Annotated in this window: 17 protein-coding genes; 7 read left to right on the forward strand and 10 right to left on the reverse strand. The window is 40.9% G+C overall.

Annotated features, from left to right (window positions below; all coding sequences use genetic code 11):
* Positions 1-54 precede the first annotated feature (54 nt).
* Positions 55-2,460, reverse strand: coding sequence for a ribonuclease R (gene rnr / locus FLL46_RS14120; protein WP_142894451.1), 2,406 nt, complete (start codon positions 2,458-2,460; stop codon positions 55-57).
* Between the two features lie 217 nt (positions 2,461-2,677).
* On the opposite strand from rnr, the gene FLL46_RS14125 reads away from it, so the two are divergent.
* On the forward strand, positions 2,678-4,753 hold the full coding sequence (locus FLL46_RS14125; protein WP_142894453.1) for a S9 family peptidase: 2,076 nt from the start codon (positions 2,678-2,680) through the stop codon (positions 4,751-4,753).
* 58 nt (positions 4,754-4,811) lie between these two features.
* Complete coding sequence (locus tag FLL46_RS14130) at positions 4,812-6,464, forward strand: GGDEF domain-containing protein (RefSeq protein ID WP_142894455.1); 1,653 nt, start codon at positions 4,812-4,814, stop codon at positions 6,462-6,464.
* A 20-nt stretch (positions 6,465-6,484) separates the two neighbouring features.
* Here FLL46_RS14130 and FLL46_RS14135 read toward each other — a convergent pair whose 3' ends face one another.
* Positions 6,485-6,955 (reverse strand): AAC(3)-I family aminoglycoside N-acetyltransferase, encoded by a 471-nt coding sequence (locus tag FLL46_RS14135; protein WP_142894457.1) that lies wholly within the window; start codon positions 6,953-6,955, stop codon positions 6,485-6,487.
* 330 nt (positions 6,956-7,285) lie between these two features.
* Here FLL46_RS14135 and FLL46_RS14140 point away from each other — a divergent pair, with 330 nt between their 5' ends.
* The gene (locus FLL46_RS14140; RefSeq protein ID WP_142894459.1) at positions 7,286-9,145 is read left to right on the forward strand and encodes a M1 family metallopeptidase; all 1,860 of its coding nucleotides are present in this window, start codon (positions 7,286-7,288) and stop codon (positions 9,143-9,145) included.
* 146 nt (positions 9,146-9,291) lie between these two features.
* Here the strand turns inward: FLL46_RS14140 and FLL46_RS14145 are convergent, their stop codons facing one another.
* Positions 9,292-9,651 carry a GFA family protein gene (locus FLL46_RS14145; RefSeq protein WP_142894461.1) on the reverse strand — a complete coding sequence of 120 codons (360 nt, stop codon included), beginning with the start codon at positions 9,649-9,651 and terminating at the stop codon, positions 9,292-9,294.
* Between the two features lie 156 nt (positions 9,652-9,807).
* A complete protein-coding gene (locus FLL46_RS14150; protein WP_142894463.1) occupies positions 9,808-10,266 on the reverse strand; it encodes a nuclear transport factor 2 family protein in 459 nt (152 codons plus the stop codon).
* Positions 10,267-10,559: 293 nt separating this feature from the next.
* On the opposite strand from FLL46_RS14150, the gene FLL46_RS14155 reads away from it, so the two are divergent.
* Both FLL46_RS14155 and pyrC read left to right on the forward strand, forming a co-directional pair.
* Positions 10,560-12,764: a YgiQ family radical SAM protein gene (locus tag FLL46_RS14155; RefSeq protein WP_142932250.1), complete on the forward strand. Its 2,205-nt coding sequence runs from the start codon at positions 10,560-10,562 to the stop codon at positions 12,762-12,764.
* A gap of 46 nt (positions 12,765-12,810) precedes the next feature.
* On the forward strand, positions 12,811-13,851 hold the full coding sequence (gene pyrC, locus FLL46_RS14160; protein ID WP_142894465.1) for a dihydroorotase: 1,041 nt from the start codon (positions 12,811-12,813) through the stop codon (positions 13,849-13,851).
* A 114-nt stretch (positions 13,852-13,965) separates the two neighbouring features.
* Here pyrC and FLL46_RS14165 read toward each other — a convergent pair whose 3' ends face one another.
* Positions 13,966-15,840, reverse strand: coding sequence for a GGDEF domain-containing protein (locus FLL46_RS14165; protein ID WP_142894467.1), 1,875 nt, complete (start codon positions 15,838-15,840; stop codon positions 13,966-13,968).
* A 418-nt stretch (positions 15,841-16,258) separates the two neighbouring features.
* Positions 16,259-16,921, reverse strand: a complete 663-nt coding sequence (locus tag FLL46_RS14170; RefSeq protein ID WP_142894468.1) for a hypothetical protein — start codon at positions 16,919-16,921, stop codon at positions 16,259-16,261.
* A 506-nt stretch (positions 16,922-17,427) separates the two neighbouring features.
* On the opposite strand from FLL46_RS14170, the gene egtB reads away from it, so the two are divergent.
* Positions 17,428-18,645 (forward strand): ergothioneine biosynthesis protein EgtB, encoded by a 1,218-nt coding sequence (egtB, locus tag FLL46_RS14175; RefSeq protein ID WP_142894470.1) that lies wholly within the window; start codon positions 17,428-17,430, stop codon positions 18,643-18,645.
* Positions 18,645-19,598: an L-histidine N(alpha)-methyltransferase gene (gene egtD / locus FLL46_RS14180; protein WP_142894471.1), complete on the forward strand. Its 954-nt coding sequence runs from the start codon at positions 18,645-18,647 to the stop codon at positions 19,596-19,598. The genes egtB and egtD overlap by 1 nt, the downstream gene beginning before the upstream one ends.
* 110 nt (positions 19,599-19,708) lie before the next feature.
* Here the strand turns inward: egtD and FLL46_RS14185 are convergent, their stop codons facing one another.
* The 4 genes from FLL46_RS14185 to hflK all read right to left on the reverse strand — a co-directional run bounded on the left by FLL46_RS14185 (position 19,709) and on the right by hflK (position 23,495).
* Positions 19,709-21,010, reverse strand: coding sequence for an adenylosuccinate synthase (locus tag FLL46_RS14185; RefSeq protein WP_142894473.1), 1,302 nt, complete (start codon positions 21,008-21,010; stop codon positions 19,709-19,711).
* Positions 21,011-21,317: 307 nt separating this feature from the next.
* On the reverse strand, positions 21,318-21,500 hold the full coding sequence (locus FLL46_RS14190; RefSeq protein WP_142894474.1) for a DUF2065 domain-containing protein: 183 nt from the start codon (positions 21,498-21,500) through the stop codon (positions 21,318-21,320).
* A gap of 67 nt (positions 21,501-21,567) precedes the next feature.
* The gene (hflC, locus tag FLL46_RS14195; protein WP_142894476.1) at positions 21,568-22,461 is read right to left on the reverse strand and encodes a protease modulator HflC; all 894 of its coding nucleotides are present in this window, start codon (positions 22,459-22,461) and stop codon (positions 21,568-21,570) included.
* Positions 22,458-23,495, reverse strand: a complete 1,038-nt coding sequence (gene hflK, locus FLL46_RS14200) for an FtsH protease activity modulator HflK (RefSeq protein ID WP_142894478.1) — start codon at positions 23,493-23,495, stop codon at positions 22,458-22,460. Before hflK ends, hflC begins: the two co-directional genes overlap by 4 nt.
* Positions 23,496-23,583 lie beyond the last annotated feature (88 nt).

Genomic DNA, 23,583 nt, shown 5'->3' on the forward strand with positions numbered 1-23,583 from the left:
AACGCTATTACAACTTCAAGAAAAAACGATTAACTTAAATTTAGAGCTGCAATACTAGCGTTTTTTACGACGGCTAGATTTACTCTTGGCTTTTGAAGCCACTTTTTTCTTAACTTTACTTTTCGATGTAACCGATTTGCTTTTTTTCTTTCGGCCACTACCCACATCATTTTTGTCGCGCATGGATTTCATTCGAGCCCGAGCATAGAGTTTTTCTCTTTCGCTCATTTTTCTTTTGGTTCCGTCTGCTTGAGTCATTACCTCAACCAAAGTGAAATCAATTTTACGTTGCTCAATATCAACTTGAGCTACTTCAATTTCTAACTCGTCACCAATGCCAAAAGACTGTCGAGTTTTTTCTCCAATCATCCGCTGGCGAGTGCTATCGTAATGAAAATAATCGCTTCCTAACTCAGTGACGTGCACTAAGCCTTCAACAAAAACTTCATCAAGTCGAACAAATAAACCGAAGTTTGTCACCCCACTGACAACACCTGAATACTGCTTTCCGATATGACTTTGCATGTATTCGCATTTCAGCCAATCAACAACATCACGAGTTGCCATATCGGCATTTCGCTCGGTCATCGAGCTTGTCTGACCGATTGTCGCTAAGCTTTCTCTATCATAGCGCTTTAACACTTGCTGACTTTCCCGGGAACTTTGTAATGCTTCATCCGCCACTAGCGCCTTAATAATTCGATGAACAATCAAATCGGGATACCGACGAATCGGCGAAGTAAAGTGGGTGTAAGCATCAAATGCCAAACCGAAATGACCCTCGTTATCAGGCGAGTATTCCGCCTGACTCATAGAACGTAACAACATGATCTGGATATTTTCTGCATCAGGTCGAACGCTGACTTCTTCTAAAAGCCGTTGAAAAACCTCTGGGGCAGGCTCTGCTCCACCGGTAATAAAAAGTCCCAACTCCGCGAGATAGCCGCGAAACTTTTCTAACTTCTTTTCTTTTGGGCCTAAGTGAACTCGATAAAGCCCCGGGGTTTTATTTTTAATAAAAAATTTCGCCGCAGCCACATTTGCACAAATCATACATTCTTCAATAATCTTATGGGCGTCATTGCGGACAACAGGCACAATTTTGTCAATTTTTCGATTATCATTAAATAAAATTTGCGTCTCTGTTGTTTCAAAATCGATCGCACCACGTTGCTGTTTAACGAGCAATCTGGCCTGATAAAGTTGGTGTAAATCGTGAATAGGTTTGAGCAGTTCGGAATATTGCTCAACTAAAGCCTCATCACCCTGAATAATCTTCCACACTTTGGTGTAAGTCATACGAGCTTTTGAATGCATTACTGCCGGATAAAACTTACTTCGACTGACCTTCCCTTTAGCACTCACATTCATTTCGCAAACCATACAGAGTCGATCAACTTCTGGCTTCAACGAACACAATCCGTTAGAAACTTGTTCTGGCAACATCGGCACAACTGAGTTCGGAAAATAAACCGAGTTCCCTCTTTTTTGTGCTTCCAAATCCAGTGGGCTGTCCGGCCTCACATAATGACTTACATCGGCAATGGCTACCCATAACTTCCAACCACCACTTGAGGTGGGTTTACAATAAACCGCATCGTCGAAATCTCTGGCGTCTTCCCCATCAATCGTAATTAATGGCAAATCACGCAAGTCCACCCTGCCTTTAAGCTCACTTTCTTCAACTTCTAACGGAAGCTGTTGTAGTTGATCATGAACTTCGCTTGACCATTGATTTCTTATGCCGTATTGAGCAATGGCAATTTCAATTTCCATTCCCGGCGCGAGATAATCACCTAAAACTTGCGCAACAGTACCAACCGCCTTAGATCGTACCGTTGGTCTGGTAACCACATGAACAACGACTACCTGGCCCGATTCGACTTTCAAAGGGTCATCAGGCGGAATCAGAATATCTTGAACAATCCGTGTATCTTCCGGCGTCACAAAATTAATGCCGCTCTCCTGGTAATAACGCCCGACAATTTGTAAAGGCTCATCTTTTTCGAGAATTTCCACAATTCCGGCTTCTTTGCGCCCATCGGAATGTACTTTCTTTTCTCTTACAAGCACCCTCTCTCCGGGGAATACTCGACGCATTTCTCTTGCCGATAACAACCAGTCGTCTCCACCCGATTCAGGTGTGAAAAAACCAAACCCGTCTCTGTGGCCAATGACGGTTCCAGCCACCAGGTCAAGCTTGTCAACGATCCCATAAGCACCACGGCGGTCGCAATGCAGCTGTCCATCACGTTCCATTGCTTTTAGCCTGCGTGACAATGCAACTTCTTGTTCGACATCAAAAAGATTAAGATTAAACTGAATCGCTTTAAATTTTAGCGGTCCGCCGGCTTTTTCCAGCAATTCAAGAATAAATTCTCGGCTGGGGATGGGGTTATCATATTTTTTTGACTCTCGATCAAAGTGAGGGTCAATTGATGGCGATTTCTTTTTGGCCATATATCCTAAAAATTTATTGGTTCTAAAAGAGGTAGTGTAACCGATTTCCCGCAAATATCAGACTTTTAAGTCACACTTTGCTTGATTTAACTCGGTTTGCCATGAATTACCGATTTTGTATCAACCGCCATAAAAACCAACTAGAATCAAACAATATTAATTTGCTATCCTACGCTTTTGAGTAATCCCCCGATACAAAAGGACGCGGAGAGTCTGAATGTCCCAGCAGGAAAGTAAGCATTACCCCCCTATTGCAACGAAAATCGATCATATTCTCGAAACTCATGAACATCAGCGCAACGATCAATACTATTGGTTAAGAGACGATTCACGCGAAAACCCCGAAGTCATCAATTATTTACAAGCAGAAAATACCTACGCTAAACATAAACTGGCGCATACCGAAAAATTGCAGCAGACCTTATTCGATGAAATGACAGGGCGACTTGAACCCAATGATGAATCTGTCCCGGTTTTCGATAAAGGCTATTGGTATTGGTCTAAATATGAAGATGGCCAGGATTATCGAATCCACATTCGTCAAAAAGGTAATCTAGAAGCTCATCACGAGTTATTAATCGATCAGAATGAGCGTGCAAAAGGCCACGAGTTTTATCAGTTGGCGGCTCTCGAAATTAGTCCCGATCAAAAGTTGTTAGCGACTGCTGAAGATACTGTCAGTCGTCGACAATACGATATTCGCATTAAAAGTTTATCTTCAGGTGAATATTACCCCGAAATAATCCAAAACACTTCAGGAGAAATTGTCTGGTCAAATGACAATCAGACTTTGTTTTATGTTAAAAAAGATCCTGTAACGCTTCTCCCGTTTCAAGTTTATCGGCACAAGATTGGCACACCAACGAGTGATGACATCCTGGTTTACGAAGAAAAAGATGATACTTTTTATACCTACATTTATAAAACTCGCTCAGAGAAGTATATCGGTATTGGTGTTTCATCAACCATGAATAGTGAAGAACACTTTCTTGATGCAAATGATCCTTCAAGCGAACTAGTATGCTTTTTGCCTCGGGAAAAAGATCACAAATACAGTGCTGATCACATTGGCGAAAACTTCTACTTTCAAACTGATCTTAATGCACTAAATGAAAAGTTAATGTATGTGAATGAAAAACAAATCGGCAGTAAGCGCCACTGGCGAGAACTCATTCCTCATCAACACGATACCTTACTGCAAGAATTTGAATTATTTAATGACTACCTGGTTATAAATGAGAGAGTTCAGGGAATAGAAAAACTTCGTTTGCGGGACTATCAAGGAAATATCCTTCAAGAAATAGAATTTGACGATGCTGCTTATACCATTGGAATTGGAAATAACCCTGATCCTGCATCGAAAGTGATTCGGTATTTTTATTCCAGTATGACCACACCTGATTCCCAATATGAATATGACCCTCAAACTCGTCAGAGTAAACTGTTAAAGCAAGATAAAGTGCTCGGCAATTTCGATATCAAAGCCTATCAAAGCGAAAGAATAATGATTGAAGCACGGGATGGAAAGCAAGTTCCGGTGTCTCTCGTTTATCGAAAAGATAAATTCAAGAAAGAAGGTAAAAATCCTTTGTTGGTTTATGCCTACGGGTCTTACGGGATAACCATAGACCCTTCGTTTAGTATTTCTCGGTTAAGCCTTTTAGATCGTGGCTTTGTTTATGCCATTGCGCATATACGAGGTGGAAAAATGCTCGGCAGGCAATGGTACGAAGATGGCAAAAAACTCACCAAAATGAATACATTCACAGACTATATTGATGTGACCAAAGCGCTGACGGAAAAGGGTTACGGCGATAATAAAAAAGTTTATGCAATGGGAGGCAGTGCCGGTGGATTGCTGATGGGTGCAGTCATGAATATGGCGCCGGAATTTTATCACGGCGTCGTCGCAGCAGTTCCTTTCGTTGACGTGGTCACGACGATGTTAGACGAATCGATACCTCTGACCACCGGCGAATATGATGAATGGGGTAACCCAAATGACAAAGACTATTATGAATACATGCTCTCTTACTCGCCTTATGATCAAGTCAGTAAGCAAGATTATCCCAATACACTGGTTGTCACCGGTCTCCATGATTCGCAAGTTCAATATTGGGAACCGGCCAAATGGGTTGCCAAACTCAGGGCCCATAAAACAGATAACAATTTATTGATATTAGATACAGATATGGAGGTTGGGCATGGTGGCAAATCGGGGCGATACAAATCATTTATTGATCAGGCAAAGCAATATGCATTTATTCTCGATCTTGCAGGAATCAGTGAATAATCATCTATAATAACACCAGGGTCGGCAAAATAACAAAAAGAGAGATGAAACCTAGTTGATGTTTAAAAATATCGTACTATGGACTATTTTATTGTTCAGCCAATTCCTGCTGGCTGAAGAAAGTCCCAAGTCTGTTTTACCGTTGCATTTAGAGCAGGGTTGGAAGTTTTGCCCAGTGCAAAATTATCAGCCTAATGTCGATGTAGACGTACTCGATTGCCAGCCAATTACTTTACCTGCCGGTTGGGAGTCTGTTTATCCCGGTTATGACGGCTATGCACTGATCTACACTCAATTCACACTACCAAAATCTGTCGAAAAAGAGCCACTAGGCATTTACATTAGCAAAATTAGAGACGCAGATAAAACCTACATTAACAATCAATTGATCGGTGAAACCGGTGAATTTCCGCCTGAATTTGATAAGGCCGTTTTATATTCAAGACTTTACGCGATTCCTAAAGAAACGCTCAAATTCGGTCAAGAGAATACCATTCACTTCTGGATCTATAATGATGCTCGTCCGGGGGGATTGACACAATCGGTTCCGGTCATTGACACGCACCATCAATTACTCGATAACTTTTATACCAATAACTACCGGGCCCTTGCTTTTATTTTAGTGCTCGCGATTTTTGGGCTGCTCCATTTCGTTTATTATTTGTTTAATCGCCTTTCAAGCGAAAATCTTTACTACAGTTTGTTTCTGTTTGTTTGGTCAGTTTATCTTTATACTTATAGTGATCTGGCGATCGCCAGCGATCTACCAATGAGCCTGCTATTTAGAACTAATGTCGCTCTTTTCTTCGCCATTTTTTCGTTGTTGCCGTTGTTTATTTTTAAGTTTTTTCAACAGCCACTCCCTCTTTTCTTAAAGCTTCTCATCGGTCTGTCCGCAGCTCTTATTCCCATATGTTTTCTATTACCGGAAGATCGACTACTCTACTATCCGTTAGAAGTAATAGAAGTGCTGACTCTTCCTGCTCTTATTCCGATCTACTGGTTACTCATCAAAGTAGTAAAAGCAAAAATGGCATACGCCAGGCTAATGACTTTAGTATTAGTTTTATATACAACCTTAGGTAGCGTAGATATTTTTCTCGACTTTGTTCAATCAGAAGCATTAAACCGAGTTTTTTTATATGGGCCATGGGCCTTGCTCGTTTTATCTTTCGTTTTAACGCTGATTGTTGCCCATAAAAATCTGGTTTATTATCGCGATGCAACCTGGGACCGACTAACTGCAACCTTACGCTTTAACGAATTTAGTGATCGATTGGAACAGGAACTACTAAGAGCTGATCGCGCGAATAAGCCGATGGTTATCATCATGATTGATCTCGATAACTTTAAATATATCAACGACCATTATGGCCACATGCAAGGCGATAAAGTTCTTCAGTTAGTTAGCCAATCACTCCGAGGACAACTCCGGCATTTCGATCTACTAGGTCGATATGGTGGTGACGAGTTTTGTGTGGCGGCAACACTGGAACACGAACAAGAGATCAAAGGTTTTGTGAATCGACTGCACAAAAATATCAATCAGCAAACATTCAAAAAGAAAGGTCAGATAGAGCATATTGAGGCAACTTTCGGCGCGACCATTCGTAAGGCAAATGAAACAATTTCGGCGAAGTCACTGATTGAAAAAGCTGATACTTTACTCATTAAAGCAAAAGCAAGCGATAAAGGCACTGTCATGTGGTAAATACAAAGAATACGAGAAAACTAACCTGTTTTTATTGCGATATCGAAATGTAATACTTCTTCTTGTATTCCTAACTTATTGTAAAGAGCAATGGCAGGTTCGTCGCCCTGATCTGCTTGAACAAAAACCACGTAAGCCCCTCGCTCCGCGGCAATTTTCTTAAGTGTCTGGATTAAACCCGTAGCAACTCCTTGGCGCCTCTCTGCCTCATCAACAGCTAAGTCATAAATATAAATTTCACTTCGAGCCTGTTCAAATTTTTGCAGTTCATAAGCGGCAAGACCACCGATGACCTTATTAGAATTTAGCGCGACAATAGCCATAAAATGCGCTTTATCCAGTAAACGACGGAGATATGCAGTATCGGGCTGATGATTGCAATAGGTATCAACCTCATTGAATACGTCACCGAACAGGTTTAATAGTTCTCTCATCGTGACAATATCGTCAGATGAAAGCAGCTTAAATTCGTAATTCAATTCATTCTTCATATCAATTCACGTTCTCTTTGCGTACCTGCTTTTAAAACTCGATTCTCCTAAAACTCCTGAGACCTTACAAGTGGAATCAAACAATGCTAAATTAGCCGATAAACAGGCAGATCGTATGCGACTCGAACAGCCAACAGCTTATGGACCTTGAATTTTTAACATATAAATCAATGTGTTAAAAAGGTAACAACACAACATCAATTCCGTTCAAAATACATTTAACTGCGTTTCAAACGATCCTGTGATGCCTTTACACATTTCCAATAGCCTATGATAGACTGCTTTTCCTAATAATTATTAACCAAACTTTTTACTTGTCGAACCAAATCTATGAAATCAATTTTAACTTTTATTATTTTAGTCGTTTCTAACGCGGTCGTCTCGAATTCAATAATGGCCAAAGAAAATAAAGACTGGCATACGCAGTCGAACTATCAGGCGATCATTTCGACCCATGTGCATCTGGACCTCGCGGTAGATTTTAAACAAAAACAACTCACCGGATATATTGAACATCATCTAAAAAAACTGGATGAAAGCGTTGATAAACTCCAGTTAGACACCAGAGCACTTGATATCCATAAAGTAGAATTGTTAATCGACAATCAATGGCAAGCGGGAAAATTTCAACTTGCTGAACTTGATTCAATACGCGGAAATCAACTCACGATCCCATTAACGAAAAACACGGCCAAGGTAAGAGTTCATTATAATTCTCGTCCAGAGGCATCCGGCCTGCAATGGTTAACGCCAGAACAAACCGCCGGGAAAAAACATCCCTTTATGTTTAGTCAGTCACAAGCAATTCACGCTAGAAGTTGGATGCCCATTCAAGATACACCGGCAATGCGAGTCACTTATTCTGCAACAATCAAGACAGAACCGACGCTAAGACCGGTGATGAGCGCAAATAATACACCTCAAAGAAACCAGCAAGGGGTCTACCAATTTGAAATGCCTCAAGCCATTCCTCCTTATTTGATTGCAATTGCTGCCGGTGATATTCATCACAAAAAAATGTCGAAACAAACGGCTATCTATTCGGAAACGGCCTATCTTGATTCTGCGGCGAGTGAATTTTCTGATACCCAGGCGATGATTGATGCAGCCGAAAAGCTATATGGCGAATACCGCTGGGATCAGTATGACCTGTTGATACTGCCACCTTCTTTTCCCTTTGGTGGAATGGAAAATCCGCGACTCTCTTTTATCACTCCAACGGTTATTGCCGGAGACAAAAGCCTGGTTTCATTAATCGCCCATGAGTTGGCCCATTCCTGGTCAGGTAACCTGGTGACTAACGCGACGTGGCGAGATCTCTGGTTGAATGAGGGATTTACCAGTTATGTAGAAAATAGAATCATGGAAGTGATTTTTGGCAAAGACCGCGCAGTCATGGAGCAAGCGCTTGCAGCGCAAGATTTAATCGCGGAACTTGAAGAGCTTCCCAAAGGAGACTCTATTTTACACGTCGCGATCAAAGATAGAGATCCAGATGACGCATTTAGTGGTGTGCCTTATACCAAAGGACAACTGTTTTTAATGTTTTTAGAGCAGCGGTTCGGACGAGAAAAATTTGATCCTTTTGTGAGAAAATATTTCGACGATCACGCTTTTCAAAGCCTAGATACAGAAGGATTCGTTAAGTACTTAAAAACTAATTTACTAATACCTAATCCGGGAGTGGTTAGCGATACAGAGATCAATCGCTGGATATACGCGGCAGGCATGCCCGCTGAAACTCCCAAACCGACGTCAAATGCTTTTGTCAAAGTTCAACAACATATCGATCATTGGACCAAAAACAACTCATCTTTAGCTGATATTCCCACAGCTAACTGGACAATTCATGAATGGCTTTACTTTATCAATAATTTGCCCGCCGATATTTCTCTAACTCGTATGGCAGCTCTTGATAAAGCATTTAACTTGACCAATTCAACCAACAATGAAGTTGCCCACGCTTGGTTACTGTTGAGTATTAAGCGTCAATATTCGAAGATTGAAAAAAGGTTGGAAGATTATTTAATCTCAATCGGTCGGAGAAAATTAATTGTTCCGCTTTATAAAGAGTTAATAAAAAATAAACAATATTATCAATTTGTAAAAGGTGTTTATAAACAAGCTCGCCCTGGGTACCACCCATTAGCACAAGGTACTATCGACGCATTGTTCGAGGCGGCAAAATAAAATAAATGGCGAATAGTATTTGTATATTGTAGTAATTAGATACTCTACTATTCGCCGCAATCCTCGTCTAAAAATTAGCTAGCCTGAGCCCAAACATCAAATTTAAAATAGCTAACCCCATTATTTTTCGGCGGTGGCGGTCACCATTAAAAACTGGCTCCGTCAATGGTTTTTATCTGTAATCTTTCCAGACTAACCCGTTCAATACAACCAAGATTCACACGATATCGGCCGGGAACGTCAGACACTTCATGGAAGGGATAAATACCACAATGCTTGCAAAAATAATGATTAACTGCGTGATCGCCAAACTGGTAACACTGCAAGCTTTCCTGTCCCTGAATTAAACTAAAGTGTTCGTCAAAGTATTGCGCGGACATGGTCGCGCCTTTACGTCGACATATTGAGCAATTACATTGGCAGCCTTGTGTTATTGGCTCACAACTAATTTGAAATTGAATCGCGCCACAATGGCAACCTCCCTGATAGCTTTTTAGTGAACTCATGATTTACGCCTCGTAACCGTTCTGAATTACTGTGATCTAAAATTTGCTTTAATTGAATTTAATTAACCAGAATTCTGACAGAAAATTGACTAAGAGACTAAATTAAAGTTCAAGGCAGAAACGTAAAACCAAATCAATACGTATGGCATAAAGAAACTATTTTTTACTCTGTTGCCTGGATTGTTCATGGTATTGCCAAAGTACATTGATTATCTTCCATTCGCCCTGTTGGTTTTTAAAAAGATGCATATAGTCAATCCAGTCATCAGCCGTCAGTTTAATAGTTGCGACGCGCCCATCAATATCAAGAATTTTTATTTCTTTACGAGGATTTTCAGGAAATTTGTTACCATCTGCATTATAAGTTTCAGCAACCTTTAGCATTGTATCCCGGCTGGTCTCCATCACAAATTCAGTTCCGTCAGCATTTTTCCAGTAGGTTCTTTTGGCAAGTTTTTTATCGAGTGCCTTACTCATTCTTTTGGGAGACGGTACATGCTGGGATTCAATATAGTCTAAAACAACCTTCTTTATTGCAACTGCATCACCTTGTTGGCCAGCATGGGAACCAACGGATAATAGCGACAAACTTAAAAACAGTATAACTCTAAGCATTTTTCGAACTCCCAAAGTAGCTAAACTCTATGTGTTGTGTTGAAATATAGCGGGTGCTTATCAAATCCTGATAACTACCGTGCGCAAGCCGTAAGGCCTCTTCAGCACTTGTTTGAGCAATTCTACTATGGCGTGATTCTCCCATCTCATCACTTATCTCGTTAATTCAGCAACTGGTCGACACTTGTAAATTAATTTGACTAATTTTTAAACAAATAGTGAAAAACTCCGCTATTTTTGAGAGAATACGCGCCCATTTTTCGACTAATCCCGTTGAAGCCGACAAAAAGTTAATGATTAAAGCCGAACAACACCTGTTTTCATATCCAAAATACTGGGCAGAATGCTACGGTAGAGCGAAATTTTTGCCAATGTCTCGTGCTGAAATGGACGAGCTGGGCTGGGATAGTTGCGACATTATCATTGTCTCGGGCGATGCCTATGTCGATCATCCCAGCTTCGGCATGGCGGTAATTGGTAGATTTCTGGAATCTCAGGGCTTCCGAGTGGGCATTATTTCTCAACCAGACTGGAACGATCCAGAGGCACTTAAGGTATTGGGTGAACCTAACCTGTTTTTTGGCATTACAGCCGGGAACATGGATTCGATGATCAATCGCTACACTGCGGATAAAAAAATTCGTAATGATGACGCCTACACACCCCATGGCGATGCTGGAAAACGCCCTGACAGAGCCGTCATTGTTTATACCCAAAAATGCCGTGAAGCCTTTCCCAAAGTGCCCACGGTGATCGGTGGCATTGAAGCCAGTTTGCGTCGAATAGCCCAATATGATTACTGGAGCGATGAAGTTCGACGCTCAGTATTGTTAGATTCCGCTGCAGATATCCTGCTTTACGGCAATGCAGAGCGCGCGATGGCCGAAATAGCCCATCAAATTTCAATGGGCCGTGCTATTGAAGAGTTAACGGATATCCCTGGTACCGCCATAGTTCGCGATCATATTCCTGCAGGTTGGACAGAAGTTGACTCGACTCGTATTGACTGGCCCGGCAATCTGGCTGATATGCCAAACCCATTTGAGAAAAATCCATACGAATATGAAGATCCCAATTCTGACTCTTGTCAGAGCAAGCAATCAGAAAACAAAAACTCAACTGAAATTCCCATAAGAGTCATTCCAATGCCACTTATGGGTAAAAAAGGATTAGACAAAAAAAATACTGTCATCCGTTTACCGTCATTTGAAAAAATTCGTGGAGACGCCGCGCTTTACGCCCACGCGTCGCGTATTTTACACTTAGAATCCAATCCCCATAATGCATTTGCGTTAGTTCAAAAACATGGCACTAAGGAAGTCTGGATTAATACACCGCCGATTCCACTTGAAACCGATGAAATCGATGGTGTTTTCGACCTGGAATATGAAAGAGTTCCTCATCCATCTTATGGCGATGCCAAAATTCCAGCTTATGAAATGATCCGCTTTTCGGTCAATATTATGCGCGGTTGTTTTGGTGGCTGTACATTTTGTTCAATCACCGAACATGAAGGTCGCGTTATTCAAAGTCGCTCGCAGGAATCTGTCATACGAGAAATTGAGGAAATGCGGGATAAGGTTCCAGGATTTACCGGTACGGTTTCAGACCTGGGTGGCCCGACTGCCAATATGTATCATTTGAACTGTAAAGATGACGAGATTCAAAAAAACTGTCGTAAGTTATCCTGCGTCTATCCGACCATTTGTAAAAACCTCGTCACCGACCACCGGCAAACCACTGAGCTTTACCGCAAGGCGAGAGCAATTCCCGGCGTTAAACGAGTCGCTATTGCGTCTGGGTTAAGATATGACCTGGCAGTAGAAGACCCCGAATACGTTAAGGAGCTTGTCACTCATCATGTGGGTGGGTATCTGAAGATTGCCCCAGAGCACAGTGAGCATAATACGCTATCAAAAATGATGAAACCGGGAATGGACACTTACGACAAATTTAAAGAAATGTTCGATCGGTTCTCAAAAGAAGCTGGAAAAGAACAATACCTGATCCCTTATTTTATCGCCGCTCACCCAGGTTGTGACGACAACGATATGTTAAACCTCGCCTTATGGCTGAAGAAAAATAAATTTCGCGTCGATCAAGTGCAAACCTTTTATCCGTCGCCAATGTCTCTGGCAACAGCCATGTACCACTCAGGGAAAAACCCGCTGAAAAAAGTGACTTACAAAAGCGAAAGTGTTGACTCAGTCAGAGATTTGAACAAACGCAGACTGCAAAAAGCTTTTCTTCGTTATCATGATGCCAAGAGCTGGCCGTTACTGCGTCAGGCGCTGAAAGATCTTAATCGTGCAGAACTAATTGGAGAAGGCCCAAACCAGTTAATCCCTGCGACAGATCCAAATTACAAAAGCTATGGCGGCAACAAAAATACCGCGAAACATTTGACTCAACGAAAGAAAAATTCAGATAAAAAGCGTCAATCGAAATCGATGACAGGTCGAAAAAAACCGGTGGCCAGGCGTCGTCATTCAAAGTAGTAATCTGATAAAATTAAATCACTAATCAAAAACAATAGGATGTTTAATGAACGAATTAACCATACTCGCACCTGACGACTGGCATTTACATTTCCGAGACGGAGATATCCTCAAAGAAACGGTCCCGGCGACCGCTCGTTGTTTTAAGCGAGCCATCGTCATGCCAAACCTGGTGCCGCCGGTGGTTAATGCGCAAATGGCCGCAGACTACGAAAGCCGGATTATCGCAGCTATTCCAAACGGCCTCGAATTTACGCCGTTAATGACGATATACCTCACCAATGATACCAGCCCTCAAGATATTATTGACGCAAAGGCTGCCGGGATTGTGGCAGCAAAACTTTATCCTGCCGGTGCGACCACAAACTCAGACGCAGCGGTCAGTCAGTTAGACGCTTTATTCCCGGTTTTTGAAACCATGAGTGAACATAATATGTTGCTGCTGGTCCATGGGGAAGTTACCGATCACTTTGTCGATATTTTCGACCGAGAAAAAGTATTTATCGATCAAAAATTATCGGTTATTGCAGAAAAATTCCCACAACTTAAAATTGTTTTCGAACATATTACAACCAAGGAAGCTGCGGAGTTTGTGACTGATGCATCAGAGAAAATTGCTGCAACCATTACCCCTCAGCACTTGCTATTAAACCGCAACGATCTCTTAGTCGGCGGCATTCGTCCTCACAACTACTGCTTACCAGTGCTAAAAAGAAATATCCACCAAGAAGCTTTACGCAGTGTCGTCGCTTCAGGTTCAAATAAGTTCTTTCTGGGAAGCGATTCTGCACCACATGAAAAACACATGAAAGAATCCAGTTGTGGCTGTGCAGGCTGCTACAGTGCCTGGAGTGCATTAGAGCTTTATACTCACGTTTTCGAGGAATTAGGCGCGCTGGATAAACTCGAAGCTTTCGCGAGTAAAAATGGTCCAGATTTTTATAACCTGCCCAGAAACACTTCTCGCGTTACTCTAGTGAAAAAAGATTGGCAAATCCCGCAAGAAATTATTTTGCCAAATGGCAATCCCATTGTTCCATTCTTTGCTGGAGAAACAATTAGCTGGAAGATAAAAAGCGATAATTAAAAGCGACTACAAAAACCGGAAAAATGAATCAAGTATAGACTATCCTGAATGCACCAGTTGGATAGCTTGCAGAGCGTCCAGCTGGTTAAATTTGTCCAGCTGGCTAGCTTAAAATTATCGACTCACGCAGTTCCTGCCATTATTCTTCGCACGATAAAGCGCCTGATCAACCCTCGAATAAATCGTTTCCGGCTCACTCTCAAGATCTTCTATTGACGCAATACCAATACTGGCAGTGACGTTTATTATTTCTCCAGATTCACTGATGACCGGCGTTTCGCTGATGCGTTGGATAATTCGATTGGCGATAGACATCTCAAGTTTCTTACTGGTTCTAGTTAACAGTAGCATGTATTCATCACCGCCAATTCGTGCAAAAACGTCTCCATCTCTAAGAACTGAACGCCCGGCATCAGCAACCATCTTTAAGGCCCTGTCTCCATCCTGATGACCATAGTTGTCATTGATCGGCTTTAAATCATCTACATCGATTAGCATTAGTGAATGATGAACTTGTTTTGTGGTCGAGCTTGATAATAACTGAGAAATTGATGCAAATATAAAACGACGATTAGACAATCCTGTTAATTCGTCGGTGACTGACAAAGCTTTAAATCGCCTCGACACTCGAAGTTGCCAGAAAGCAACCACAAGAATAATTGAAATTAGCAGAATTGAACCGTACAGCCACAAACTTTGATTTTCAATTTTGCGCAATTGATTTTTTAACTTTAACCCTTGCACCTGATTTTTATTTTCCAGGTTCTCTAACTCCAATTGCTCTCGCTCTAATTGCAAGGTTAACTTAAGGGTCTCTAATCTAACTGAAGTATTTTCTTGTTGAATATCAATATAACGCAGGTAGTAACTATCAATTAACTGGTAAGCTAATTCAAAATCACCTTTCATTGCTGCAACCTGGGCGGCAATTTTATCGACTTCCAACACCCAGGTTGTTCCATTCAACTTCGGGATTTTCAGATATATATTTTTTGCTGCAGTAATCGAAGCATCGGCCGCGGCAAAGTCTCCCAACTTCGCCTGACAAAGCGCACTATTTTTATACAGTTCTGCATTATAGTCTTCAAAGTCCGTCAGTTTTAGCGCTTTCAAAATGATAGGTAACGCAGTTGTGCAATCGCCTTTATCGGAGTACGTCATTCCCACCCCATAGTGATAAAAAAACTGAGAAAATTTTGAATCAAGTGCTTTTACCGCTTGCTTGTATCGACCATACCACTTGATGGCTTTTGTCCAGTCTTTAGCATAACGATATGTTGTCGCTATACCATATGTACTTTCTCCTACATAAAAAGGGTACTCTAAGTCGATAAAAACCTGCCGAGCCTTTTGATAATGTCTGATACTTTCTTCAGGCTTATCGACATACGAATAAAGCGTTCCGTAAATATCTTCAGCGAGTCCAATTAACAGGGAGTAGTTCCGTTCTGATGCTTGAACATATCCTTCTTGAAGCTTGTTAAATGCACTCTCGTATTTCTCAGCCAACGTTAGCGTGTAAGCTATTTCAATCATTGCATATGCATAAATATATTTATTATTTAGCTTTATCGCTAAATCAGCCGCCAGGTTTAGTACTTCAATCGACTTCTCATATTCACCTTTTCGGTGTTTAACCACCCCGTAATATACCAAAACCAGGGCGTGTGTCTCCGCCAACGATTTTTCGTTACTTAACCGAAAAGCCTGCTCAACAAACATTTCAAACTCAGCAAATTGATAGGAATAATGACTGGCTTCAGCTCTCCTTAGCAACCACAAAACTTGCAAGTTTTCGTTAGACTGAATCAAATCTTTATCCATGTTTTTTAGACGAGCGTCAGTCGCTATCGGATCTCGCAACACTTGCTCCGTCATCGATTTCAATTCTGTAATTAATTTTTTATCAGAGTCGGCAAAACTAGTTTCGTACTTCAATAAAACGCAAACAACAATAATCAAAAACTTATTAAGCTGCAGATATTTCACTCCTTTGTACGCCTCAGGTTTGCTTATAGTTTGTTGCAGTAGATTGACTACATGGAAATTATCGTCCTACTTAAAATGGGTTTCCAAAGCCCCATATTTTTTGAGGTCTGGATTTCTGCACTTTAGAGCAAGCACTTTACTTAGAATGGACTTAGTATTAAACATGACTATTGATTAAAAACTCGTCAAAACTAAGCATAAGTTAGATTTTGCCAGATTACAACTCAACATCACAAAGTGTTAGCCTTAACGATTATCATTCAAAATTCGTTAAGACTAATTTCTTTGCTCTAACTTTGATTAGATGAAAATTGAAACGATATTTATCTAAATAACTCTTACAAAAATATCTGGCCATCTTATTTGATCGTTAAAATCGGATCATCAAAATCAGGCCAGATTTCGCTAACGAAAAAACTTACGCAGTTGCTTTTGCTTTATCATTCTCAACATTGCCAAAACCAAAATATCTTTCTAACAGTTTTGATGTCGGCCAATAAACCAACGCGGGCAAAACAACCATCAAAACTATCAAATAAAGGTGGTCTGGCAACCATTGTTGTTTCGTTGTCTCACTAAAACCATAAACATAGTTAATATTAACCGGCGCATTAACATTGTCTAATACTTGACCGGGTTCAGGCATAAACAGGTAACTCACCAGCATCGCTGCCCAAGCAACCAATGTCCATCCGATCAAAGCTTTGCGGTGGTATCCCGTTTTACTTAGAAGATAAAGAAGTAAAAAAGGTAACCAACCATGGAATAAAGATAAACTTCGAGCAAATAGAGAAATCGAGTCTCTAAACATATACTCAGTCATGCCTAACAACTTAAAATTAAAAAACATTGCCAAGAAATCTGCTACCCAAACCATTTGAGGAATAATGATTCCCACTGCAGCCATACTGATCCAGCGACTATCTTCTCGCCAAATACCAACTAACGTCAAAAATAATGCAATGTCACAAAAGTACAAAAAGTTACTGGGGCCATAGGCACTCCAATAGAATGGAACCAGCACAGCCATAAAACTGGTATAGAGAATTTTTAGGCTCATTGGTATTTTAGAATTTTCCATTTGTCTTCCTCAAACCATTAAAATATTCCTCATTTCTATTGAATTTGAGCAGAGAGTTCCATTTCGAGAGATAAAGTTGTAAAAGACAAGTCCAATCGTAGCAGTATTCGCTCCTGAAATTCATTTTAGCGATACTAACTGAAAATAATTGTGATTAATTATTTACCTCATACCGCTGAATACAAGTCCGCTGTTCAGGCCCGTTCAATCTTATTTTGAGCCCAATAAATCTCAAAAAGAGATTCATGGATATTCAAGTTTTGATCTTACAAAAACACTAGAAAACAGCCTCAAGGCGAAATAAAACAAATAAAATATTCAAGCTAACCGATGTAACATTTTGCCTGGCACAACGTCCATGCGTGGATATCAGAAAGCTGTTAAACCAATCACAACCTTTCTAACAACATTTGCATCGTTCCCTCTTTTTGACCTATAGTAATTGTAAAGAGAATGGTGTGTTGTTCGATTTTCATTCTTTAACAATAAAGGAAAATGATAGTAGAATGACCCAGGCTCTCAACTTTAAGGTTACTGGCAGTGACCTTCTACAGTCATACAAAAATACAAGAAATCACTCTCAAAGCATTTGTGCAAACCTGACGGATGAAGACGTTCAAGCGCAGTCAATGGCAGATGCGTCACCTTTAAAATGGCATTTGGCTCATACTACCTGGGCGTTTGAAACTTTTATTCTGAAACCTTTCGTTAATGACTATCGTACTTTTGACGACAGTTATGAATATCTTTTTAATTCTTACTACAATGCAATTGGCGCACAATTTCCTCGACCTCAACGCGGGCTTTTAACTCGCCCTGACAGGCAAACAGTTAATCATTATCGAAATCATGTTGATCACGCCATGGAGAAACTATTTTTCGAATTTGCTGAAATAAAACCAGACATTCAGAAAAAGCTTATTCCCCTCATCAAGTTAACAATTAATCATGAGCAACAACATCAAGAATTGATGTTAACGGATTTGAAGCATTTGTTTTCTTTTAATCCTCAATTTCCAGTTTATAGCGATATCGAACAATTTGAGCCTTGTGAAAAATCTGAAGCTATTCGATTTGAGGCGGGACAATATTCAATCGGCCATCAACAAGAAGAATTTTATTTCGACAATGAAGGCCCTCAACATCAATGCTATTTACAAGACTACACTATTGATTCTCATTTAATCAGCAATGGGGATTTTTTGGAGTTTATTAATGATGGTGGATATCAGTCCCCTCAGTATTGGTTATCTGAAGCATGGCAAAAAATTAACCAAAATTCAGTCTCACATCCACTCTATTGGAAAAAAATAAAAGGTCAGTGGCACGAATATACGTTAAACGGGCTAAAACCTGTTATGCCACGTCTCCCAGTCAAACATGTTAACTTTTTTGAAGCTAATGCCTTCGCAAACTGGCGAGGAAAAAGACTACCGACCGAACAGGAGTGGGAAACGGCTGTACGAAGCCAGCATCCTCAGTTGAAACAATGTTTTGGCCAACTTTGGCAGTGGACTTCAAGTAGTTATTCAGCTTATCCAGGCTTTAAACCACTTGAAGGTGCAGTCGGTGAATATAATGGAAAGTTCATGGTAAACCAATATGTCTTGCGAGGTGGTTCTATCGCTACACCAGCCAACCATATCAGACCATCCTATCGCAATTTCTTTTATCCTGATGCAAGTTGGCAGTTTAGCGGCATCAGATTGGCGGAGAGTATTTAATGGACGCAAAAGTCGGTAGTCTAATTGAAAATAATAATGAATTTTATGACGACGTTATTGACGGCCTTTCAAAAAAGCAAAAAAGTCTCCCCTGTAAATATTTCTACGATCAGGTTGGCTCTGAATTATTTGAAGAAATCTGTCAACTAGACGAATACTATGTAACCAGAAGCGAGCTAGAACTGATTGATACAATTAAATCAGAATTAGCACAGTTAATTGGTAGCAACGCTGTTATCATTGAACCCGGCGCAGGTGCTGGTATAAAAATTCAGAAGCTATTAGCGACGCTTGATACCCCTTCAACCTACGTCCCAATAGACATTTCCAGAGACTTCTTAAATTACAGCGGGGAAATCATCAAACAAAAATTTCCCAATATTGATGTATTTCCTGTCGCGGCTGATTTCACACAATCATTTAAGTGGCTTGATTATACGGTACAATCAAACCGAGTTGTTTTCTTTCCTGGTTCAACAATCGGTAATTTCGATCCAGCTCAAGCGGAATCGTTTCTCTCAAATGTCGGAGAGATTATTGGTTCGAAGGGCGCCATTATTATTGGTGTCGATTTGGTAAAACCAATCGCTCAACTAGAAGCAGCTTATAACGATCAAAAAGGAATTACCGCCGAATTTAACAAAAATATATTGGTCAGGATCAACAACGAGCTCAATGGAAATTTTGATCTGGATTTATTTGAACATGACGCTTTTTTTAATGTTGAAAAAAGTAGAATTGAGATGCACTTAAAAAGCAAGGAAGACCAATCTGTTATCATCAATGAACAACAAATTGACTTCAAAGAATCGGAAAGAATACATACCGAAAATTCCTACAAATATTCCATCGATAGTTTTGTAGAACTAGCACAAAGAGCCGGCTTGAAAAGAGCGAAAAGTTGGGTGGATAGTAACAACAGAGTCAGTATGCACTATCTGGTTAACCAATAAATGAAACCTACTCAATAACAGAAATTCTGACACTTTTATCTAACATAAAAAAGGTCGCTACTAAGCGACCTTTTTACTAATCTACAACAGTGTACTTTTCGAAGAATAACCTAAATTTCGAAAGGGTCTCGACGAGTGATAGTTTCAACACGATCGGGGCCTGTCGAAACAATATCAACCGGAACACCAACTATCTCTTCTATTTTAGCGATGTAGTTTTTGGCATTCTCTGGTAAATCATCCCATGACTGAACACCAAATGTGCTTTCTTGCCAACCAGGCATTTCAATATACTTTGGCTGAACCCTGGCAAAACCTTCAGCACCGACTGGTGTTGTTGATATTTCACCATCTTCAGGGCAATCATATGAGACGCAAATTTTAACAGTTTCAATACCGTCAAGGACATCTAACTTGGTTAAACAGATGCCAGTCACACTGTTAACTTGAATGGCTCTTTTAAGCGCTACAGCGTCTAACCAGCCACATCGGCGGCGGCGGCCAGTGGTTGCTCCAAATTCATGACCTTTTTCCCCTAAACGCTCTCCAACATCATCAAATAATTCTGTTGGAAAAGGACCACCGCCAACGCGCGTTGTGTAAGCTTTTGTGATACCGAGTACATAGTCAAGATATAACGGTCCAAAACCAGAACCAGTTGCAGTACCGCCAGCAGTCGTGTTCGAAGAAGTAACAAACGGAAAGGTACCATGATCAATGTCGAGCAATGTTCCTTGCGCGCCTTCAAACAACAGTGATTCGCCGTTAGCGCGAGCCTGATGCAAACTATCAGGGATATCTTCAATTAGATCTTTAAGCATTTTGCTATATTCAATACATTCTTGATAGACAGAATCAAAATCAATAGCTGCTTGTTTGAAATAGTTAGTGAGAACAAAGTTGTGGTATTCGAGCACTTCGGCGAGCTTTTCTTTCAAACGCTCAGGATAAAATAAATCATCAACTCTTAAACCACGTCGAGCAACTTTATCTTCATAAGCCGGACCGATTCCGCGGCCAGTAGTGCCGATTTTCTTTTCGCCAGATCTGGCAGCCTCGCGAGCTTGATCAAGTGCAATATGATAAGGAAGGATCAAAGTACAGGCAGCGCTAATTCTCAAACGCTCTCGAACCGGAACGCCGTTAGCCTCCAGCATTGCCATTTCTTTTTGAAGAGCTTCTGGCGAAAGAACAACACCATTGCCGATCATACAGGTTACATCATCACGCAAAATTCCAGATGGAATCAGGTGCAAAACGGTCTTTTTTCCGTCAATGACTAATGTATGGCCTGCATTATGACCACCTTGATAACGAACAACGGCACTAACGCGATCAGTCAATAAATCGACAATTTTGCCTTTGCCTTCATCACCCCACTGGGTGCCGAGAACTACAACATTTTTTGACATAGTCAGAATTTTTCAATATGTCTTCACAGGAAACCGCGCATTTTACTCCCATCCAAAACAAATTTCCGCATTTTTTGTGGATTTTTAACGAATTTATCGGCCTAAAGCGCTTTGCTTGATGTGAAAAGTATCGCAACTATTTGGTGTGCATAGAAAATTTGGAAAAGCCCTGTTTCCTGAAAAGACCTGTTAGCGTTAGTAAAAACTCTTCTGAGCAACACCAGACAACTCAAATGAGGGGATTAGACGCAAAATACCAGCTTTGCTGGTAAAGTTAGCTCGCAGTCAAATTATGTTGGATAAACGCCTAACGAACCAGAAAAAGCAGTAGTACACCGCCGAGCATTGCAATAAATCCAAAACCTCTAACTCGCTCATCAGGTAGCCTGAGGAATTTCGTTAGTGTCTCTTTCCAAACCCTGGGCGACAGAAAAGGCATCATCCCCTCTAAAATTAGCGCAATAGCGATTGCAGCCCATAAATCACTCATTACCAAACACCTGATGTAAAAAAGGCAGTCAATAGACTGCCTTGTATTATTCGATTAAAACCAAAGACTATTTAGAAGTTCCCTCAGCATCCTTTAGATACTTAAAAAACTCACTGTCAGGGTTTATCACCAATACGTCACCTTTATTTTTGAATGACTGCTCATAAGCATCCAAACTCCGCAAAAACGCGTAAAATTCCGGGTTCTTATTATAGGTATCAGCATAAATTGATGCCGCCTCTGCGTCACCTTCACCGCGTGTCGTTCTGGCGTATTCGTCAGCTTCTGCTTTAATCTTTTTCACAGTCGCATCGGTGGTCGCCTTAATAATATTACCTTCTTTTTTACCCTTACTGCGCCTTTCTTCAGCTGTAGCAGTACGCTCAGAAATGATTTGATTGTAAACATTGGGCAATACTTCATTGGTGTAGTTAACTTTTTTAACACGAATATCAACGACCTCAATGCCATAATCAGGAACACGCGCGTTAACATTCGCACGGATATCAATCATTAGTTGCTCTCGCTGACCGGCTACCGCTTCGAGTAAAGTACGTTGACCAAATTGGTCTCGCAGCCCGTTGTCTACCAACCTTTCTAACACACTCTCGGCTTCTCTGAAGCGACCCTGAGTTCGTAAGTAAAACTGAGAAAAGTCTTTAACACGCCATTGAACATAGGTATCAACATCCAAAAACTGCTTATCTGACGTAGTAAATACATTCGGCGCACCATCCATTGTTTGAACACGCGCATCGAGCGAGATTATTTTCTCGACGAAGGGCAATTTAAAATGCAAGCCAGGTTCAAAAGTGGTCGGTTTCTCATCGGCATCTCTTAAAACTTTACCAAACCTCAGCTTCAGAGCGCGCTCAGTTTCCAGAATGACATAAAATGAATCAGCTAATACAACCACTAGCAATATTGATAAAAACGCGACTATCGGAGTTTTTGCATTCATTTTTGTTCCTCCCCTGAAGTTCGCTTATTCATAATTTTATCTAATGGTATATACATCATATTGTTACCACCCTCGACATCAATCATTACTTTGGTTGAACGCGACATCACTTTTTCAAGAGTCTCCAGATAAAGTCTTTGTCGGGTTACTTCCGGTGCTGCTACATACTGAGGTAACAGCTGTTCAAAACGAGCGATTTCACCGCGAGCGCGCGCTAATGCTTCTATTTTGTAGGCATCGGCTTGCTGGCGCATCTTTTCGGCCTCCGCTTCCGCTAGTGGTAACGCTCGATTGCTATAAGCCTGAGCATCTTGTACTTCTCTTTTCGCATCTTGCTCTGCTCGGTTTACTTCCTCAAATGCGTCGTTTACCTGACGTGGTGGAAGTGCTCTTTCTAGCGTTACGGTTTCAATTTGAATACCACTTTTGTAGTTATCCAGTATTGTTACTAGCTCTTGTTGTAAATTGTTTCGAATTCGCTCTTTTTCAGAGGTTAAAACCGCATCAACACTATTGTCGCCAAGCACCTGTCGTAAAGCACTTTCGGACGCCTGTACCAACGCTTGTTTAGGGTCACTTAAATTAAAGAGGTAATCTTCTGGATCAATAATTCTATACTGAAGCCCAATCTCAACATCAACAATATTGATGTCTTTGGTCAACATTCTGCCATCAACTCGCGCCTGAAGAAGCTCGTTGGTGTTCACTTTATAAATTTTATCGATACCCCACAATCTCCATCCTAATCCAGGACCGACTGTGGTGTGGTATTTACCAAATCTTAAAATAACGCCGCTTTCCGCCTCATTAACGGTGTAAATACCGGCAACACCCCATAATGTCGCCAACACTAGCGCACCAACGACAAAAAAGTTTCTACTGCTTCCGCTGGTTCCGGTTCCGCCGCGTTTACCGCCACCAAATATTCCAGTGACTTTTTTGAGAATTTCGTCAATTTCAGGGGGGCCGTCCTGTTTTTTACGATTCCCCCAGGGATCTTTGTTACCGTTATTACCTGGCTCATTCCAAGGCATGTTTATCTCCAGTTTCTAATATCAATTGATCTTGTGAGTTTTTGTAATACATCACCTGCATTTATGCAGTGAAGTTGTTTTTCAACTT

The organism is Aliikangiella coralliicola (assembly GCF_007004725.1).
GTDB classification, from domain to species: domain Bacteria; phylum Pseudomonadota; class Gammaproteobacteria; order Enterobacterales; family Kangiellaceae; genus Aliikangiella; species Aliikangiella coralliicola.

Excerpts from the sequence above, each read along its gene's own strand:
- rnr (WP_142894451.1), bottom strand. The coding sequence starts at position 2,460 with ATGGCCAAAAAGAAATCGCCATCAATTGACCCTCACTTTGATCGAGAG.
- FLL46_RS14125 (WP_142894453.1), top strand. The coding sequence starts at position 2,678 with ATGTCCCAGCAGGAAAGTAAGCATTACCCCCCTATTGCAACGAAAATC.
- FLL46_RS14130 (WP_142894455.1), top strand. The coding sequence starts at position 4,812 with ATGTTTAAAAATATCGTACTATGGACTATTTTATTGTTCAGCCAATTC.
- FLL46_RS14135 (WP_142894457.1), bottom strand. The coding sequence starts at position 6,955 with ATGAAGAATGAATTGAATTACGAATTTAAGCTGCTTTCATCTGACGAT.
- FLL46_RS14140 (WP_142894459.1), top strand. The coding sequence starts at position 7,286 with ATGAAATCAATTTTAACTTTTATTATTTTAGTCGTTTCTAACGCGGTC.
- FLL46_RS14145 (WP_142894461.1), bottom strand. The coding sequence starts at position 9,651 with ATGAGTTCACTAAAAAGCTATCAGGGAGGTTGCCATTGTGGCGCGATT.
- FLL46_RS14150 (WP_142894463.1), bottom strand. The coding sequence starts at position 10,266 with ATGCTTAGAGTTATACTGTTTTTAAGTTTGTCGCTATTATCCGTTGGT.
- FLL46_RS14155 (WP_142932250.1), top strand. The coding sequence starts at position 10,560 with ATGATTAAAGCCGAACAACACCTGTTTTCATATCCAAAATACTGGGCA.
- pyrC (WP_142894465.1), top strand. The coding sequence starts at position 12,811 with ATGAACGAATTAACCATACTCGCACCTGACGACTGGCATTTACATTTC.
- FLL46_RS14170 (WP_142894468.1), bottom strand. The coding sequence starts at position 16,921 with ATGGAAAATTCTAAAATACCAATGAGCCTAAAAATTCTCTATACCAGT.
- egtB (WP_142894470.1), top strand. The coding sequence starts at position 17,428 with ATGACCCAGGCTCTCAACTTTAAGGTTACTGGCAGTGACCTTCTACAG.
- egtD (WP_142894471.1), top strand. The coding sequence starts at position 18,645 with ATGGACGCAAAAGTCGGTAGTCTAATTGAAAATAATAATGAATTTTAT.
- FLL46_RS14185 (WP_142894473.1), bottom strand. The coding sequence starts at position 21,010 with ATGTCAAAAAATGTTGTAGTTCTCGGCACCCAGTGGGGTGATGAAGGC.
- FLL46_RS14190 (WP_142894474.1), bottom strand. The coding sequence starts at position 21,500 with ATGAGTGATTTATGGGCTGCAATCGCTATTGCGCTAATTTTAGAGGGG.
- hflC (WP_142894476.1), bottom strand. The coding sequence starts at position 22,461 with ATGAATGCAAAAACTCCGATAGTCGCGTTTTTATCAATATTGCTAGTG.
- hflK (WP_142894478.1), bottom strand. The coding sequence starts at position 23,495 with ATGCCTTGGAATGAGCCAGGTAATAACGGTAACAAAGATCCCTGGGGG.